General features: G+C 53.0%; 16 protein-coding genes, 1 pseudogene and 1 riboswitch. Of the genes and pseudogenes, 1 reads left to right on the top strand and 16 read right to left on the bottom strand.

The genetic code is table 11. The features are described from left to right. Nucleotides 1-375: pseudogene (locus tag AYW79_RS12995) on the bottom strand (S9 family peptidase); the annotation flags it as partial. 5 nt (nucleotides 376-380) lie between these two features. After that, nucleotides 381-1,469 (bottom strand): NAD(P)/FAD-dependent oxidoreductase, encoded by a 1,089-nt coding sequence (locus tag AYW79_RS12990; RefSeq protein ID WP_067566734.1) that lies wholly within the window; start codon nucleotides 1,467-1,469, stop codon nucleotides 381-383. Nucleotides 1,470-1,685: 216 nt separating this feature from the next. Here AYW79_RS12990 and AYW79_RS12985 point away from each other — a divergent pair, with 216 nt between their 5' ends. Further along, nucleotides 1,686-2,894 (top strand): MFS transporter, encoded by a 1,209-nt coding sequence (locus AYW79_RS12985; protein ID WP_067566732.1) that lies wholly within the window; start codon nucleotides 1,686-1,688, stop codon nucleotides 2,892-2,894. Between the two features lie 46 nt (nucleotides 2,895-2,940). On the opposite strand, the gene qoxD is transcribed toward AYW79_RS12985, so the two are convergent. The 14 genes from qoxD to AYW79_RS12915 form a co-directional block, all read right to left on the bottom strand. Beyond that, on the bottom strand, nucleotides 2,941-3,282 hold the full coding sequence (qoxD, locus tag AYW79_RS12980; RefSeq protein WP_067566729.1) for a cytochrome aa3 quinol oxidase subunit IV: 342 nt from the start codon (nucleotides 3,280-3,282) through the stop codon (nucleotides 2,941-2,943). A gap of 3 nt (nucleotides 3,283-3,285) precedes the next feature. Continuing rightward, a complete protein-coding gene (gene qoxC / locus AYW79_RS12975) occupies nucleotides 3,286-3,918 on the bottom strand; it encodes a cytochrome aa3 quinol oxidase subunit III (RefSeq protein ID WP_067566727.1) in 633 nt (210 codons plus the stop codon). Between the two features lie 4 nt (nucleotides 3,919-3,922). Further along, a complete protein-coding gene (locus AYW79_RS12970; RefSeq protein WP_067566740.1) occupies nucleotides 3,923-5,848 on the bottom strand; it encodes a cbb3-type cytochrome c oxidase subunit I in 1,926 nt (641 codons plus the stop codon). Nucleotides 5,849-5,896: 48 nt separating this feature from the next. Then, a complete protein-coding gene (locus AYW79_RS12965) occupies nucleotides 5,897-6,745 on the bottom strand; it encodes a cytochrome c oxidase subunit II (protein WP_067566724.1) in 849 nt (282 codons plus the stop codon). Nucleotides 6,746-7,075: 330 nt separating this feature from the next. Continuing rightward, the gene (locus tag AYW79_RS12960) at nucleotides 7,076-7,966 is read right to left on the bottom strand and encodes a cell wall hydrolase (RefSeq protein ID WP_067566723.1); all 891 of its coding nucleotides are present in this window, start codon (nucleotides 7,964-7,966) and stop codon (nucleotides 7,076-7,078) included. Between the two features lie 3 nt (nucleotides 7,967-7,969). Further along, nucleotides 7,970-8,107, bottom strand: a riboswitch (cyclic di-AMP (ydaO/yuaA leader). Nucleotides 8,108-8,282: 175 nt separating this feature from the next. Continuing rightward, on the bottom strand, nucleotides 8,283-8,663 hold the full coding sequence (locus AYW79_RS12955) for a DoxX family protein (protein ID WP_067566720.1): 381 nt from the start codon (nucleotides 8,661-8,663) through the stop codon (nucleotides 8,283-8,285). Between the two features lie 141 nt (nucleotides 8,664-8,804). Continuing rightward, nucleotides 8,805-10,310 (bottom strand): sensor histidine kinase, encoded by a 1,506-nt coding sequence (locus tag AYW79_RS12950; protein WP_156481890.1) that lies wholly within the window; start codon nucleotides 10,308-10,310, stop codon nucleotides 8,805-8,807. After that, entirely contained in the window at nucleotides 10,262-10,987 is a 726-nt protein-coding gene (locus AYW79_RS12945; protein ID WP_067566718.1) for a response regulator transcription factor, read from the bottom strand. The genes AYW79_RS12950 and AYW79_RS12945 overlap by 49 nt, the downstream gene beginning before the upstream one ends. A gap of 30 nt (nucleotides 10,988-11,017) precedes the next feature. Continuing rightward, nucleotides 11,018-11,965, bottom strand: a complete 948-nt coding sequence (locus tag AYW79_RS12940) for an ABC transporter permease (RefSeq protein ID WP_067953262.1) — start codon at nucleotides 11,963-11,965, stop codon at nucleotides 11,018-11,020. Continuing rightward, entirely contained in the window at nucleotides 11,958-12,893 is a 936-nt protein-coding gene (locus tag AYW79_RS12935) for an ABC transporter ATP-binding protein (RefSeq protein ID WP_067566716.1), read from the bottom strand. The genes AYW79_RS12940 and AYW79_RS12935 overlap by 8 nt, the downstream gene beginning before the upstream one ends. A gap of 180 nt (nucleotides 12,894-13,073) precedes the next feature. Next, nucleotides 13,074-13,910, bottom strand: a complete 837-nt coding sequence (locus tag AYW79_RS12930; protein WP_231877880.1) for a carbohydrate ABC transporter permease — start codon at nucleotides 13,908-13,910, stop codon at nucleotides 13,074-13,076. Beyond that, nucleotides 13,907-14,830 carry a carbohydrate ABC transporter permease gene (locus AYW79_RS12925; RefSeq protein WP_231877879.1) on the bottom strand — a complete coding sequence of 308 codons (924 nt, stop codon included), beginning with the start codon at nucleotides 14,828-14,830 and terminating at the stop codon, nucleotides 13,907-13,909. The genes AYW79_RS12930 and AYW79_RS12925 overlap by 4 nt, the downstream gene beginning before the upstream one ends. 73 nt (nucleotides 14,831-14,903) lie before the next feature. Further along, nucleotides 14,904-16,172: an extracellular solute-binding protein gene (locus AYW79_RS12920; protein WP_067566714.1), complete on the bottom strand. Its 1,269-nt coding sequence runs from the start codon at nucleotides 16,170-16,172 to the stop codon at nucleotides 14,904-14,906. Nucleotides 16,173-16,207: 35 nt separating this feature from the next. Further along, on the bottom strand, nucleotides 16,208-17,043 hold an 836-nt coding region (locus tag AYW79_RS12915), incomplete at its 5' end, for an amylo-alpha-1,6-glucosidase (RefSeq protein ID WP_272481852.1).

Genomic DNA, 17,043 nt, shown 5'->3' with positions numbered 1-17,043 from the left:
ATCCACGAGTAGGTCGGCAAAATACACGTTGAACTCACGCGTCAGTGGCAGGGGCGACGCATCGTGACGCAATTCATAGATGCGATTGTCTCGACCGTGCGAAAAGTAGACGCTATCGCGCCCAACCGCATACGCGCCTCCCCCATATTCATGCGCGTGCGTGCGTACGGTGAATGGAGCGCCAGTAACGTCTCTTCGCCTCCCAGCGCGATCGACACTGACAATCACCGATCGCCCCTCATCCTCGGGGCGCGATTCCAAATAGTAGATCTGATCGCCAAAAACCACCGGTTGGTCAAACGAGCGCGCACCCTTTACAAAGAGTTCAGTGTGAATCGGGGAAGGAAATGAACCGTAGGGAACCCTTTTTTTCAAACGCGTCACTCCTTCGTGAGAACGGTTGTCTTTTCGACATGCTTCTTATAGGACCATAACACACCGCTTTTCAATAAACGGGGAATCTTTCCTGCCAGGTCAATGCCTTTGACCTGGCCAAACCCCATTCCTTTTCCGAGTGATCCGAGTTGACCTTTATTCTGATACTCGCGCTGTTTCGGCTGTTCATTCTGAAGGAGGGAGAGAATCGTTTGCGCCGCGTATTCACCGTGAAACTCCGCGAGTTGCGCAGACGGGGGATGGACAGAAGCGGCGCTGTCGCCGATGACGAAGACTGCCGGATCACCCGGAAGCTGAAGCCACTCATTCACCGCTGCTCGTCCGATCGAATCAAAAGAACACTGCAGCGAGCGGATGAGCGGACTCGCCTGGATGCCCGCCGTCCACACGAGTTGATCAAACGGGATCGTCCCCTGCTGGTGCACGATGTGGTCTGGCTCGATCCGCTCCGTCTGTATCCCGTGCAGAATGGTTACATCATGCTCTGTGAGCCACGACTCGACATATTCCTGCAATTTTGGCGAAAATCCTTTTAACACCTTGTCATTCCGATCCACAATGGTAACATTCAGGTCTGGCCGCGACTCGCGCAGTTCAGCCGCCAACTCAATGCCTGTGAGTCCGGCGCCGATCAAGACGACGGAGCGGTACGCGTCCATGGTCAGAATGTCGTGTCCCGTCATCTGGGCGCGTTTCAAACTCTGTAGACTGTTGCTGTACATTTCCGCTCCCGCAATCCCGTGAAAGCGATCCACACACCCGAGAGCCACCACGAGGGTGTCATACGCTACATCCCCCTGTTCCCGACAGGTGACGGTCTTTTGTTCCTGATTGATCAAGAGCACTTCATCAAAGATGCATGTCAGCTTGGGGTGTGTCGGAAACGGCATTGTGACATCCTTGAGCGATGTCGTCCCCGCCGTAATACTGTAGAATTCTGTCTTGAGCGGGCTTTTTGGCAAGCGATCGATCAGCGTCACTTCCACATGGTCAGGAAGCCGCGCAAGCAGTGTTCGCATAAAATACATGCCACCGTAGCCGCCGCCTAGAAGAACAATTCGATGGGTATCCATTCCGAGTCCTCCAATGAACAAAAAACATCGCTGAATAAGTGAACAGCGACACTGAGATTCCTCTGCACCCCCATGGTAACACACGCAAACCGCTCGTTCCATAAACGCTCACATAACCTTTGATTCGAATCACGAAATTTATTATGATCATTTCATATAGAATGAACAGGAGACGATTTCGCGCCTCTATTTTCAAAACAGACGAGGGTGATCAGCATGAATTGGAAGCGAACGCTCGTCATTCTTTGGTTTTCAAACTTTGCGGTAACCGCCGGGATGAGCCTGATTCTCCCTTTCCTCCCTTTATACATCGAGACGCTCGGCGTGCATCAACCGCAGGCGCTCGACCGTTGGAGTGGTTCCATATATGCCATTCAGTTTGTAACGTCTGTCATTTTTCAACCGATCTGGGGGGCGATGGCCGACCGTTTTGGTCGAAAACCGATGCTTCTGCGCGCCGGAATCGGCATGGGTATCATCACGACGCTGATGGGATTTGTGACATCCCCTTTCCAACTCCTCGGATTGCGTCTCATCAACGGCGTTTTTTCTGGATTTATTTCGATGTCCGTCTCGCTTCAGGCTTCAACAACGCCGACTGAACACTCCGGACGCGCGCTTGGCACCCTACAAACGGGCGCGATTGCAGGCTCTCTGCTCGGCCCACTCGTAGGCGGATTTTTGTCGGAAACGCTCGGCTTTAAGGGTGTTTTTTACCTCACCGGTGCGCTGCTCATTCTCGCAAGCCTTATCGTGTTCATATTTGTGCACGAACCTAAGCGCACAGAAAGACCGCAGCCCCAGTCCAATCGCACGCGGCTCCATGCGCTTCGTCCACTCCTCCCCGTATTCATCGCGTCAATCACGATTCAGGCAGGCATGATGACGATTGAGCCGATTGTTACCTTATTTGCCAAAACGATCTATACTGGCCCGCATCTCGCCGTGATGGCGGGACTCGTCGTCGCGACAAGCGGATTCGCAAACCTGATCGGTGCCCCCACCCTCGGGCGCATCAGCGATCGCATTGGGCAACGGCGTGTGCTGATCGTCGCGCTGATCATGGCCATGATAACCTACATTCCCCAGGCGCTCGCAACCAATATGACTGTCCTGCTCATTGGGCGCGCACTGCTCGGGTTGTTCATCGGCGGTATGATTCCGTCCCTCAATGTCCTCGTCAAAAAGAAGGCGCCGGAAAATCTTCAGGCGGTCGCGTTTGGAATCAACTCGTCGTCCGTCTTTCTCGGCAATTTGATCGGCCCTCTCATCGGGAGTAATGTGGCGGCACTTTACTCGATACGCTCCGTGTTCTATGTCACCATGGGCATGCTCTTTCTCAACGCCATCTATCTCTACGTACAGCGCAACCTCGATCAACCTGCACAGGAAGAACTGCACACAAAAGAACTGCCGACAAGCTAGTCGACAGTTCTTTGTGAAACGTCTCACAGTCACAACTCAAGCCGTGTCAGGATGATGACGAGTTAAACGCCATGATCCAAATCGATCCCGCCACGATCGTAAACGCGACAAAGAGTCCGAAAGCCATCGCCCCAATGTTCGAGCGCGTCCCCGTTTTCTCCGTCAAATGCATGAAGAGAAAGAGCTGAACGAATAACTGAAACACCGCTAAAACGACGATCGCTGTAATCAATGCCCCGATCGGAAGCGCATGCGTCAACACAATGTGTAAAGAGGTAAACGTCAATGCGAGTGACAAGACAAGGCCAATGATATCCTTCCACGGAAATCCTTCGCGATGTGTGCTGACTGCTGTGTGTTCGTATCCATCATGATGCGATGTGTCCATCGATTACACCACCTTACCCGTCAGGTAGACGACCGTAAAGATAAAGATCCACACCACGTCGAGAAAGTGCCAGTAGAGGCTCACGACGAATGCCTTGCGCGCCGTAATCGGCGTGATTCCCTTGCGGATGATCTGAATGAGAATGGAAAGCATCCAGAAAAATCCAAGCGTCACGTGCGCGCCGTGCGTTCCGACCAGCGTAAAAAACCCGGAGAGAAATGCACTGCGCGAGATGGTCGCGCCGATCGAGACGTAGTGAACAAACTCCGAGATCTCCATGCCGACAAATCCGGCGCCAAGGCCCATCGTGATGATCCACCAAACGATCATCTGATTCTTCTGGTTGTTGCGCATCGCGTGAATGGCAAGCCCTGACGTGAAACTGCTGACAAGCAACAGCATCGTCTCCGTCATAAAGCCGTTTACGTCATACAGTTGCTGCGAGGTTGGTCCGCCCGCCGTGTTGCCGTGCAGCACGATATACGTTGCGAACAGGCAGGAAAATAGGACGAATTCGGCGCCGAGAAAGACCCAGAAACCGAGAATCTTGAGCTTGTTCTCTTCGGTCGAATACTCAAGCGGTCCACTCGTATCAATCGCGTGTTCGTGGTCGTCTGAAGGGATTGAATAGGCCATCTGATTACCTCCCTGCCGCGGCTTCAACCCGTTTTACTTCATCAACCGGGATGTAGTGATCGGTGTTGTAGTCAAACGATCGCAGGAACAAGAATGTGATGATCCCGAGCGCACCGACGATCGCTGAGAGCCACCAGTTAAAGACGAGTCCAAATCCTGCAATGAAAAAGGAGAGCCCGATCAAAAACGGCCAACCAGAGTTGTTCGGCATGTGAATCGGCTTGAAGGTCGCGTGATCTGGACGGACAACCCCGCGTTTCTTCTCCTCCCACCACTCATCCACGGAGGTGACCTGTGGCAAGACGGAAAAGTTGTACTCTGCCGCAGGTGAGGTGGTCGACCATTCGAGCGTGCGACCATCCCAGATATCCCCCGTCACATCCCGTTCACCAAACTTGATGCTCCTCACAATATTGACCGCCATGATCATCATCGAAGCACCCTGTCCAAACGCGCCGATCGTTTCAATCAGATTGAGCGCGGTCCAACCGAGGCCAGACGGATAGGTGTACATCCTACGCGTCATGCCCATGAGTCCGACAATGTACATCGGGAAGAAGGTCATGTTGAAAAAGAGAACGAATGTGCCGACATGCCAGCGTCCCAAACGCTCATTCAGTTTGTGACCAAACATTTTCGGCCACCAGTAATAAATTCCTGCAAACGCACCAAAGACCGTTCCGCCGATCAGCACGTAGTGAAAGTGGCTGACCAGAAAGTAGCTATTGTGATACTGATAGTCGGCGGGAGCGACCGCGAGCATTACACCTGTCATTCCACCGACGACAAACGTCGGGATAAACGCGAGCGCCCAGAGCATCGGCGTCGTAAAGCGAATCCGTCCGCGATACATCGTAAACAGCCAGTTGAAGATTTTCACACCCGTCGGAATGGCGATCAGCATTGTCGATACGCCAAAGAACGAGTTGACAGCGGCGCCTGCGCCCATCGTGAAGAAGTGGTGCACCCAAACGGTAAAGCTGAGCGCCGCGATCGCAGCGAGTGACACGACCATCGCTGTGTATCCAAAAATCTTTTTGCCAGAGAATGTACTGATCACATCCGAGAGAATGCCAAATGCTGGCAGGATGACAATGTACACCTCCGGGTGACCCCAAATCCAGAACAGGTTGACCCACATCATCGGCATACCGCCCGCGGCGATTGTGAAAAAATGCGCGCCAGCCAATCGGTCAATCGTTAAAAGCGCGAGCGCAACGGTCAGCACAGGAAACGCAAAGATGATAATGATTGAAGTGATCAATGTCGCCCACGTAAACTGCGGCATTTTCATGAGCGTCATGCCCGGCGCGCGCATTTTTAGAATGGTGACGAGAAAGTTGACGCCTGTGGCAATCGTCCCGATTCCGGCGAGTTGAAGTCCAAGCAGGTAATAGTTCTCACCAGGTCCTGGATCAAACTGTAGTTCAGAGAGTGGAGCGTAACTCGTCCACCCTGCGTCAGGCGATCCACCAAACACAAAGGAGATGTTGAAAAGCATCGCACCGAAGAAAAATGTCCAGAAACTGATCGCATTTAAATAAGGAAACGCGACGTCGCGTGCACCGATTTGAAGCGGCACCGCCACGTTGATGAGCCCAATCAGCATCGGCATCGCCATGAAGAGGATCATGATGGTGCCATGCGTCGTAAAGATCTCATCATAGTGTTGTGCGCTCAAAAAATGCAGATTGGGAAGCGCGAGTTGCGTGCGCATTAAAAGGCCGTCGGTTCCGCCACGGAAGAACATGGCGAATGCCGCGAGAATGTACATGATACCAATGCGTTTGTGGTCAACCGTGGTGATCCAATTATCCCACAGCCACTTCCATTTCTTAAAGTACGTAAGCACAAAAATGATGAGCGCCGTCGCACCGACAATGGAGACGTCCGCACCGTAGATCAGGTAATTGTGCGGAAACATCGACATAAACGTGCTGAAGTTATAAAAATACCTTGGAAGCATTGCAATCCCTCCCTACATTCCAGACATACCTGCCGTGCCCGTCGCTGTTGTCGACGGATAGGATGAAAACGTGAGCTTTGGCGACAAACCGTGCGTGTAAAGGATCTGGTTATTCTCCGCGCTCGATAACGCAGGGGCTGTCTTTTTAACCGCAGAAACCCATGTGTTGAACTGTGGAATCGATAACGCCTTCACTGTAAAAGACATGTGTTCAAAACCAACGCCTGAAAAATTCGCGCTTCTCCCCAGATAAATACCTGGATGATCCGCCTGAAGCCACAGACCGAGCGTCACGTTTGGCATGTTGAACTCCATTCCGCCAAGCGATGGAATCCAGAACGTATTCATCGGCCCTACAGACGTCAGGTTAAACTGAACTGGTTCATTGGCAGGGATAACCAAGTAGTTGACCGTTTCCAGGCCGCTTTTCGGATACTGGAAAACCCACTTCCAAGCCGCGCTGGTCACATTAATGACAAGCGGATCCGTTTTTGCCGTCGATGGTGGCGCCTGCAAAGCGTATGTTGTGCGCACGGTAGGCACTGCGATCAGCAAAACGATGACGACTGGAATCAGCGTCCAGATAAACTCCAATTTGCGACTGCCTTCCATATCGGGTTCATAAGGCGCCTTATTGTTCGGCGTATTTCGATAGCGGTAGATAAACACGCCAAACAGGATGAAAACGACAATCGCAACAATCAACATCAGAAAGAATGACCATTCAATAAGTCCGAACTCTTGCTGTGCAACGGGCCCTTGCGGCTGCAAAACGGGAATCTGCGTACTGCATCCCGTCAATAATAAGGAAGCCATGACCACCCAACTGAATCGACGAAGGATTTTCCTGTTCCTTGCCACATAAACTCCTCCTCTCTTGCTTGATAAAACAAGTGGCGCAACCTAATCTTTGCGCGATGTAGGTTGTCTTAACTTCATCGCAATTCACCACTTCGCTCCATACACTAACACGTTTTCCCCCCTTAACGTCGCGTTTTAAACGCGATGTCCTTCGATTCTCGACATTCCGTTACAATTCGTTCATAAACTTGCAAGATCCATTCCGACGATTATCAAATCATCCATTTGACATGACCGCATCATCCATTCAGACCCCCTCTAGAATGACGAAAAGACCCTGCGCGATGCGCAAGGCCTTCTCATTCAGCGAATGAATCACACGATGATCTCTTATTTTGCGAATACAAAGTTGCCGATCGAAGCAAGATACGGTTGTTGCCGCACCCAACTCGAGGCAGGTGTCTGTGCCGGGTTGTAAAACACGAGCGCCCCGGGAACCACGTCTTGATGGCTTTGCAGGACATCGAGCGCCGCCGTGACGCTTGTCGCGTCAGGCGCCTGATAAATGGTGCCTTGAGGCACACACGTGAATTGGTAGTGCCCATTGATCACTTGAAAAACGACACCCTGCACTGACGTTGGCCCGTTTGGTTGTTCCATGCGATGGAGAACGACGTCACCCACTGCGATTTGCGCCGCGAGCGGCTCGCCCTGCGCCTCTGCGTGAATCACCCGCTCCATCCAGTACAGATCGGATGCGGTGTAACCGCTTTGCGCTCCACTCGCCGTGGTCGGCGCAGAGGACGACACACTCTTGCCTGCTGCGGGTTGCGTCGCTGCCGTTCCGACGCCTGTGGAGGTGGCTGCCGATGTTGTCTGCTGCGTAGCGACTTGTGCCCCTGCCGGAAGTGCGAGCGTGCTGCCGATCAGCAGATTGTTCGCCTGGACGTTCGGATTCGCCGCGATAAGTGCTGACAGTGACACGTGATGCGCGTATGCGATCGTCCAAAAGGTGTCTCCAGATTGTACCGTATAGGTATTGGAAGATGAAGATAACGTACCTTGTGGAAGCTGTAACACCGTACCGATGAGCAGATTGGCTGGATTGATGGATGGGTTCGCTTGTTCAAGACCTGTGAGCGTCACGTGTTGTTGCTGCGAGATTGACCAGAGCGACTGGCCTGATTGAACCGTGACCGTTGCGGCGAATGCGGGCGCTAAGCTGGATGCACCAAGCGCGATCGTAGCGAGCGTTGAAAATGCCCATAATTTCTTATTCATTATAAAACCTCCCTTTCGCTTCCGAGGTTAGTTGACGGGTTCGGGTCGAGAGCAACCCTACGCCTGACGGCGATTCACCCCACGTCCTTGCGGACTCAGATCCCCCGTACTGCACGCGTGCAGATTCAGCGTGTTGTCCTACGCGTGTGCTGATTCAGCGTGTGCTGACTAAATTCGAACATGAGCGCAATTATACGTGGACAACGCAAAAGTTTGTACCCTCAAATTATGGATTCATTGGTATAAAGTGAAATAGGCTGTGCGCCACTGCGCACAGCCTGGTGTACCTCTTGATTGGATCAATCTTCTTTATTCTTTAAAGAACAAGCGAGCCGGGCCCCACAAGCGCGAGACCGAGCGAAATCGCGATAAGCGCGACATTGTACTCAATACCGTTTTGCGTCACCCAGTAGCCATTTTTGCCGTGAACTGTGACGATGGCGATAAGCATGGTCAGGATGATCAAAGCTGAACCGACAGGGAACCAGATTCCGGAGGCAAAAAGCAATCCACCCGCCAGTTCGGCGAGACCCGCAAGAAGTGCCATAAGGTATCCCGGTTTCAGTCCGATGGACTCTAACCAACCGCCCGTCCCTTTGAGTCCGTACCCGCCAAACCAACCGAACAATTTTTGTGTTGCGTGCCCTGCAAAGGTGAGCCCAATGACAAGACGAATGATAAGAAGACCTGTATTCAATTTCGCTTCCCCCTTGATATCATCTAACTTTTTACAAGTTACTGATCATGGGTTCACTTTACTACAATCACTTACTTATTGTCAACAACATTATTTTTAGAAGTTGTATTAAATATGCATAATCCATCCGACCTGAGATCATCAGGGTCCACTACTAGGTGACACCGGCAAGAAAAACTCCACAATCGCACCGCCCGTCGGAGCATTCCTCGCGGCAATCGTTCCGCCACACGCCTCGACAAGCGTCTTTACGATATAGAGCCCGAGTCCGCGATGATGCTCTCCCTCCGTGCGCGAAGGGTCGCTCTGATAAAATTTGCGAAACACTTTACTCTCATCACCTGCCATAAAGCCGCGGCCAGAATCCTGCACGCGCACAGACAAGCCATCCTCACGTTGCTCAACGCTCAAGTGAATCTGACCGTGGCGCGGCGTGAAGCGCAGCGCATTCGCGATCAAATTATCCAGAATCTGCGCGAATCGATCCGGATCCATCATGATCAACCCAGTGCCACCTCTCGACAAAAGCTCACTCTCATCAACCGCGTTCACGCCACCTGGCACGTCACCATAGCTCAGATCGACACGAATCACATCTGCCGCCGCCGCCCACGTTTGATACTCAACGACTTTCGCGCCAAGAAACTCACGCAGCGCAACGAGTCGCGGCCGAATCGCAAACTGCCCGCGCTCCAGCTCCGCCACCGTGTGGAAATCACTCATCAAATGCGTCACGCGATCGACATTGCGCAAAATCGTCTCTGCGTAGCGCGCCGCAGTTGACGGTAGTTCATCCATCTCATCCAGCAATTCTGCGTGACCGCGGATCATCGTGAGTGGCGTGCGCACATCGTGCGAAATCGCCGCCAAGAGTTCCCGCCGCTCCTCTTCGAGCGCCCACTGACGCAAAAGCGCTTCTTTGAGGTCTTGGCGCATCTTTTCAAACGCTTCAAGCAAATCACCCAATTCATTGTCGCTTTTCTCTTCAACGACAAAATCGAGATCGCGCGCTTGAATCTTTTGGATCGCCCTCATCAACGCCTGCACGGGACCATTGACCTTTCGACTCAACCTGCGTGAAAAGAGGTACGTAAAGAGTCCAATGAAGAAAAAGGGAGTCATGAGCATTACAATGACGAGTGAAACCCGAAAAAAATCCGTGTTCCCGCCAAACGGATGGAACGAAAAGGCATAATACACCGCGCCGACAAGCGCCCCGCTTGCCCCAAGCACAGGCGTGAGCCTCGTCACGGTCCCGCCGATCATCCCGCGCACAGGTTGCACATTCTCGATGTTCAAATTCCGCGCGACGCTTTGGGCAGAGTCGTACAACCTGTGCGTCTCACTGCCATAAAGCGGCGTTCCATCAGGACGCATCACTTCATAGACGCCAAGCGTTCGCGGAAACGCCTTTGTCAGACTCCTTTCTGAGCGGCGATTCAGCACAGCAGCGCCTTGCACGCGAACGAGCGCCTCCAGTTTTGCGCCTTTTTGCATCACCCGTTGTTGTCCCGCGAAAACGCCCAAATGGGCTGCGAGGATATAGGTGGCGAGGGTCGCCGCAAAACTGCACACGCCGATCAGAATCACACTCAGGATCATCTGCTTTCGGATCGAGTGGCGAATTCTCCGTTTTCCCTCTCCCACTTATACCCCACACCCCATACTGTACTGATATACGATCGCTCCGTATCAAAGACGGCGAGTTTTGCGCGAATCTTTTTGATGTGTTCCGTCACTGTAGCCGCATCGCCTTGTGCTTCCATCCCCCACACTGTGTCATAAATCTGTTCTCTTGAGAGCACCTGCCCTTGGTGTGATACTAGGAACATGAGAATCGCAAACTCACGCTGCGTAAACGGAACCCGCTCACCTTTCACCGCGACGACGCCTCCCTGCGAATCGATCGACAGTGCCCCGGCGCGAATCAGGCGCGGGCCGTCATCCGCCCGCGCCCGCGTTTCTCGGCGCAAATGAGCGTGCACGCGCGCACGAAGCTCCTTGACGCTAAACGGTTTGACGAGATAATCATCGGCCCCGACGATGAGTCCGCGCACGCGATCCGCCTCCTGATCGCGTGCGCTTAAAAACAGAATCGGACAGTTGACCAACCGCCTCAATTGTTCGCACACTTCAAAGCCATTCATCCTTGGCATCATCACGTCGAGCACGATCAAATCCGGCTGCGGACCCGTCTTGACACGAGCGATCGCTTCGTCGCCGCAATGCGCCGTTTCCACCTGATACCCGACGCGTTCCAGGACTTCCTTTAGAAACATGCAAATCTCCGGTTCATCGTCCACGACAAGAATATGTTCCTGCATCAGATTCCCCCAGTCGACAAACTTCAGGGATTACGTGAGCGATACATCACGCTTTCTAAAAAGATACCACGAGAGGGCGTTCATCACGACAAAGTAAAGGACGAGCATGGTGATCGAGAATCCAAGCGTCATGCCTGATAGAACAGGTGTGCCGAACTGATACTGTGAGAGATCGGTGTTCGCAAACAGGATGTAGCGATCCCACGAATACGAACTCAGCACAAACACCAGCGTATTTCCGATGAAGAGCGACAAAATGGAGATGGCGATCGCCACGGCGCTGCTGCGAAAAATGGTCGAGATCATAAAGGCAATCGTGGCAATCATGATCATCGTGATGCTGTTATACCCGTAATTGATGAACAGATAAGCGACCATGTTGACCTGTTGAATCGCACCGCTTGCCGCTTGGTACAAATACGGTTGGTCGACACCGCCAAAGCCAAAGAGAATCCCCCCGACGACGAGCGACGCGACCATGGTAACCGCGATTAAAAATAAGGAGAAGAGCAGCGTGGCAATGTACTTCGAGAGAAGGATCCGCCCGCGACTCTGCGGTCGCGTCAATAGCAGTTTGATCGTCCCTGTCGAGAATTCCCCCGCCACGATATCTCCCGCCACGATGGCGACAAAAACGGAGATGAGAACACCGATCGCACGCTGCTCAATCGTCGTCGCAAAGCCCCAGGCCGTCGTTGCGCTCGGCGCGATGTTGTGCGCAATCGCATATTCGTTTTTCTTGAGTGTCAATTCAAGCGTGCTCTTGACGCGTGCAGGCATATTCGGACTCGTCACAGCATTTTTCAGCGACTGATCGCTAATCGTCAAGGATGATTTCCAATTTGCAGGGATCGGCGCCTGATGCGTTTTCATGAGTGTCCCCGTCAGAATGACGATGCCGACCATGATGATCACAAGAATCCACGAGCGCATCCGGCGATAGATTTTCATGTTCTCATTCTGAATCAGATTAAGCAATGACCCCATCTCCCGTCATCTGCAAGAAGGTATCTTCGAGCGTTTTGCCTTGTGTCTGCACGCCATACAGAGGAATTTTTCCGAGCACAAGCGTCTCGATCACCTGCGGAATCTGGTCACGCGTCAAGGTGAGGCGAATCGCTTTTGCACTCTCTGTGACCATCTCAAACGTTTCGCTCAAATGTTCCCGCAGATGGGAGAGCGCCGCGCCTGGGTCCGCGACTTCAAAGATCGTCGCCTGCGCCTCATTGCCAATCGCCATCAGATCCTGCACGCGCTCCACGTGGATAAGCTTCCCTTGCGCGATCACCGCCACGCGATCGCACATCAGTTCCATCTCCGAGAGCAAGTGGCTCGACACGATCACGCTCATTCCTTCTTCGCGCGCGAGGCGGCGCAGCATATCGCGCAACTCGCGGATGCCAGCTGGGTCAAGACCGTTTGTCGGTTCGTCGAGAATGAGCACGGACGGACGATGCAGCAAAGCCTGAGCAAGACCCAGGCGTTGGCGCATCCCGAGCGAATACGTCTTGACCTTCTCGTGAATCCGCTTTTGCAGGCCCACCATCTCGACGACCGCATCAATGCGCGCGCGCGGTGTGCCAGGCGTCATGCGCGCCATGTGCAAAAGGTTCTGATACCCTGTCAGAAACTTGTACAACTCCGGGTTCTCGACGATACACCCGATTTGCGAGAGCGCCGCGCGATGCTCGCGCACCACGTCGTGCCCTTTGATGAGCACCTTGCCCTGCGTCATCGAGATCAGTCCGACCATCATGCGAATCGTCGTCGTCTTCCCCGCGCCATTCGGTCCCAAAAACCCGAATACTTCCCCCGCGGGAATTTCAAACGAGAGGTTGTCCACCAGCGTCTTTGCGCCGATGCGTTTGGTCACGTTCTGAAGTGTGACGGCTGCCTGCTCTGCCATGTTCGTCCTCCATTCAGTCCTTTTCTGCTGTTTTCACTTTCTCAAAGTAGCAGGCAAATCTAAAGAAAGGATAAAGATGTCGCTTTAATGTAAAAAAATTCGCACCACCTGAGTTCACTCGCGCGAGTGAGCCTCAGATGATGCGAAATCAGGCGTGAATACTGGTTCATCGACGCACGGTTACTTGATTCCGGTCGTTGCAATTCCTTTGATAAACTGTTTTTGAAAAACGAGAAACACGACGACCATTGGGATGGTAAGCAGGATCGATCCCGCCAAAACGCTGTTCCAGTAAGCGTTGTACTGACCATAAAACGAATTCAGCCCGACAGGCAATGTATACATATGCTGTCTCGTCTCAAGCATGAGCGGCCAGAGAAACGAGTTCCAGTTTCCCTGAAATGTGAGAATCGTCTGCGCCGCGAGCAGCGGCGACGCAAGCGGCAGATAGATCCGGAAAAAAACGCCCCAGTGGGACAATCCGTCGATCCGCCCCGCCTCTTCCAAATCCTTTGGCATCTCAAGAAAGAACTGGCGAGCGAGAAAGATCATGAACGCGTTCATGAGAAAAGGAACGGTCAAGCCTTGGTAGGTGTCAATCCAACCAATCTGTGAAAGCATGATGTAGATCGGCACGAGCAGCACCTGTCCCGGGATCATCATGATCGCAAGAAAACAATAGAACAAAAAGCCGCGCGCCGGAAACTTGAGCCTTGCAAACGCGTACCCGGCAAGCGTGTTGACGACGAGATTGCCGAGCGTGACAAGCACAGCGACAATCAAGCTATTGAGCAACCAGCGCGCAAACGGGAACTGCCCCATGATGTACGTGTAATTGCTGAGGGTCAAGGTCTTCCACGGAACAAATGTCGTAAACACTTCCGAGGTGGGCTTTAGCGACGTATAGATCGACCATAAAAAGGGAGACAGCGTGACAAAAACATAACCGATGGCCACCACATAAAACAGAATGGCGCCAATCCCCATCCTTTTCTTTTCCTTTAGCGTCTTCATCATTGATTCTCCCTCCCGAGCACGAAATTCTGAATCAGTGTCAGGATAAGAATAATGACAAAAAGGAAGAACGACATCGCAGCCGCGTAGCCCATGGCCATATCCCGGAACGCCTTGTTAAAGATGTCGAGCACCACGGTCATCGTGCTGCCAATCGGGCCGCCCTGTCCGTTTGAGATAACATCGACCGTGTCAAACAACTGAAAGGTACCAATCATTCCCATGACCACGATCAGAAACGTCGTCCGCCTCAGGAGCGGAACAGTGATATAGCGAAGCATTGACACGCCCCCGGCGCCGTCGATCGACGCCGCTTCATAGACGTCTTCAGGAATCGATTGTAACCCCGACAGATAGATGATCATAAACTGTCCGACCGTCGTCCACACACCGATCATCATCACGGCGAGAAGCGCCGTCGACGGATTGTTCAACCAGTTTGGCCCCTGAATCCCAAAAATAGAAAGAAAGTTGTTTAAAAGGCCCGTCTGTCCAAAGATAAAAACAAACATCACGCTGACAGCGACAGAAGATGTGACAGAAGGGAGATAATAGGCGACGCGAAAAAAGCTTTTTCCGCGAATGCGCTCGACGATCAGCGCGAGAAACAGCGAGAGCGCGGTTTGTACGGGAACGACGATAAGCGTATACAAAGACGTGTTCCATAGCGCCTGCAAAAAGACGGGATCAACGAAGAGATGGAGATAGTTGTCAAGTCCAGCCCAGGTAGCCGCTTGCGGATCGAGATAGTTGAAGTGTTGGAAGCTGATATAAAAGGAATAGATGATAGGTCCCAACAAAAAGATCACGAGCGAAGCAAGCGCAGGTAAAACAAAAAGATAGCCAGCCAACGCTTGATCGACCGCACTGCGCGTGATGCGGCGACGTTTCATCTTCGGAAGTTTCGCCAATTCCACCCCCACGGTGTAACCCCCTCCTCAAAATTTCACGTGCGCCCCGCAGAATCGACGCGAGACGCACGCGAGAGATGACAGATTAGTAGTTGCTTTGTGAGCTGAGTGTGCTGGCGGCGTTTCCGAGCACGGTTTGCGCGCTCTGATGCTTGAGAATGCCAGCCTGCGTCGCGTTGTTGATCGCGTTGACAAAGTTTTGACCTAACAGGCCAAACTGGTATGGATACGCGTCTTTGACGCCATTGACAAACGCTTTATACGATGGCCAATCTTTTAAGAACAGCGGCTCTTGGCTCTTGCGCGCAGGCATCGCAATTCCGCTTTTTGCGGTCATCGCGAGCGCTTGCGGACCTGTCATGAAAAACAGCAATTTTGCCGCAGCGGCCGGATACTTGGTGGCTTTCGCCATTTCATACGCAACGGTGTACACCATGTTCGAGTCGTGACCGTTTAGCGTCGGGAAGTTGGTGATGTTGTATTTCATTTTAGGCGCAGTCGATTGCTGCGAAGGCACGATCCAAGCACCTTCCGCGGTCATCGCGGCGCGTCCCTCTGCGAACACTTGGCCGCCCCAGCTCGCGCCCTGAAGGGTCGGATTGACAAAATAGCCTTTCTCGTTCATCTGCATGAACCAGTTAAGACCCGCAAAGTTGTTCTTGTTCGGGAACGTCGCGAGGGCACGGCTCGTGTTGTAGTAGCTGCCGCCCATGTCGCGAATGAATGGATAGTAGCGCGCCACGTCGATGGGGAAAGAGATCGGCACGATGCCCTTGGCTTTTAGCTTTGCGGCATCCGCTGCGAATTGCGCCCATGTCGCAGGCGGCGTTTTGATTCCGGCTTTTGCAAGCAACACAGGATTTGACTCAAGCGCAAGCGTGTTGAAGTCTTTTGGCAAACCATAGATCGTACCGCGGTATGTGAACGCTTTGACGAGGTTTGGATAGAAGTCTTTTACTGCGACATGATCCTGCGCAATGAGGTGATTGAGTGGCATGATGACGCCCGATGCCGCGAGTTGTGGGGCGTACGAAGAGTCGACATAAAAAACGTCTGGCGCAGTATGGGATGCGAGCATAGGTTGCATAACTTGTAGGTAGTTTCCCGTCACCACGCGGACCGAAACATCGATGCCTGGGTTTTCCTTCATAAAGAGCGCGACTTGGTTGAGAACCAGTTGGTGCTCAGCGGGACTAGAAGACCACTGACCGAGTGTGAGATGGATCACCGGTGCCGCTTTGCGCGGTGCCGCTTTGTGCGATGCCGCAAAAGACGGTGCAACTTGTACCAAACCAGCCAAAAGGGCGCCGCTTGCCGCGATGCCAAACCACTTGTTTGCGTTCATTTTTTTCATTTAAATTGACCCTCCTCTAATTGACCTGCATTTGCTCACTGCACACCATGAACGTTTACGTCTACTTCTTCCGCATCACCCCTCTCAGAATGGATCGTCCCGATCTTCCACGCGCCACCCTCAAGCTGCGCGCGATAGCGGGTCTGGTTCTGTTCATTTCGCTCAAGCGTCACGCTCAGCGTCGCTTCACCAAGGCGCATGCCTTCAATGCTTAGTGCATCGACGCCTTCTGGCAGGACGGGGTTCAGCTCGATAATTCCTGTGAGCGCATCCGGCCTTGCCCCGAGCAACGCTTGCAAAACCATGCAAGGCGTTGCGGCCGCCCACGCCTGAGGCGAACAAGAGACGGGATACGGCACTGGCTGATGAACAAGATCGGAGGAGAGCCCGCCGAAAAGTTCGGGCAAGCGATGATGCTCCATCTTCGCCGCGGTGCGGTTGAGCGCCCCCGCCGCTTTTGCGAGCGGTTCGTGAAAACCGTAGATTGCAAGTCCTGCGATGATGATCGCGTTGTCGTGCGGCCAGATGGTCCCGTTATGGTAGCTGATCGGGTTATAGGAGATCTCGCGCGTTGACAGCGTACGGATGCCAAATCCTGAGAACATATCGTCAGAGAGTAGGCGAGCTGCCACCTTTTGCGCTTTGTCGCGATCGAGAATGCCGCCAAAAAGGACGTGCCCCATATTGGAGGCTGCGGTTTCCACACGTTTTTTCTGTCCATCCAAGGCGTGCGCGACAATCCCCTTTTCCTCGATCCAGAACGCGTCGTGAAAGTTTTTTCGCAGGCGCGCCGCACGCGCGCCGAATTGAGCGGCCTCTTGCGCGCGTCCCAGGTGGCGATAAATCGGCGCAAACGCGCGGTATGCCCGAT

It is taken from the genome of Ferroacidibacillus organovorans (assembly GCF_001642725.1).
GTDB lineage: Bacteria > Bacillota > Bacilli > Alicyclobacillales > SLC66 > Ferroacidibacillus > Ferroacidibacillus organovorans.
The sequence above is the reverse complement of the archived record's forward strand: the minus strand, read 5'-3'. Positions and strand labels throughout refer to the sequence as shown.

Excerpts from the sequence above, each read along its gene's own strand:
- AYW79_RS12970 (WP_067566740.1), bottom strand. The coding sequence starts at position 5,848 with ATGTCGATGTTTCCGCACAATTACCTGATCTACGGTGCGGACGTCTCC.
- AYW79_RS12945 (WP_067566718.1), bottom strand. The coding sequence starts at position 10,987 with ATGCAGGAACATATTCTTGTCGTGGACGATGAACCGGAGATTTGCATG.
- AYW79_RS12990 (WP_067566734.1), bottom strand. The coding sequence starts at position 1,469 with ATGGATACCCATCGAATTGTTCTTCTAGGCGGCGGCTACGGTGGCATG.
- qoxC (WP_067566727.1), bottom strand. The coding sequence starts at position 3,918 with ATGGCCTATTCAATCCCTTCAGACGACCACGAACACGCGATTGATACG.
- AYW79_RS12985 (WP_067566732.1), top strand. The coding sequence starts at position 1,686 with ATGAATTGGAAGCGAACGCTCGTCATTCTTTGGTTTTCAAACTTTGCG.
- qoxD (WP_067566729.1), bottom strand. The coding sequence starts at position 3,282 with ATGGACACATCGCATCATGATGGATACGAACACACAGCAGTCAGCACA.
- AYW79_RS12960 (WP_067566723.1), bottom strand. The coding sequence starts at position 7,966 with ATGAATAAGAAATTATGGGCATTTTCAACGCTCGCTACGATCGCGCTT.
- AYW79_RS12935 (WP_067566716.1), bottom strand. The coding sequence starts at position 12,893 with ATGGCAGAGCAGGCAGCCGTCACACTTCAGAACGTGACCAAACGCATC.
- AYW79_RS12920 (WP_067566714.1), bottom strand. The coding sequence starts at position 16,172 with ATGAAAAAAATGAACGCAAACAAGTGGTTTGGCATCGCGGCAAGCGGC.
- AYW79_RS12930 (WP_231877880.1), bottom strand. The coding sequence starts at position 13,910 with ATGATGAAGACGCTAAAGGAAAAGAAAAGGATGGGGATTGGCGCCATT.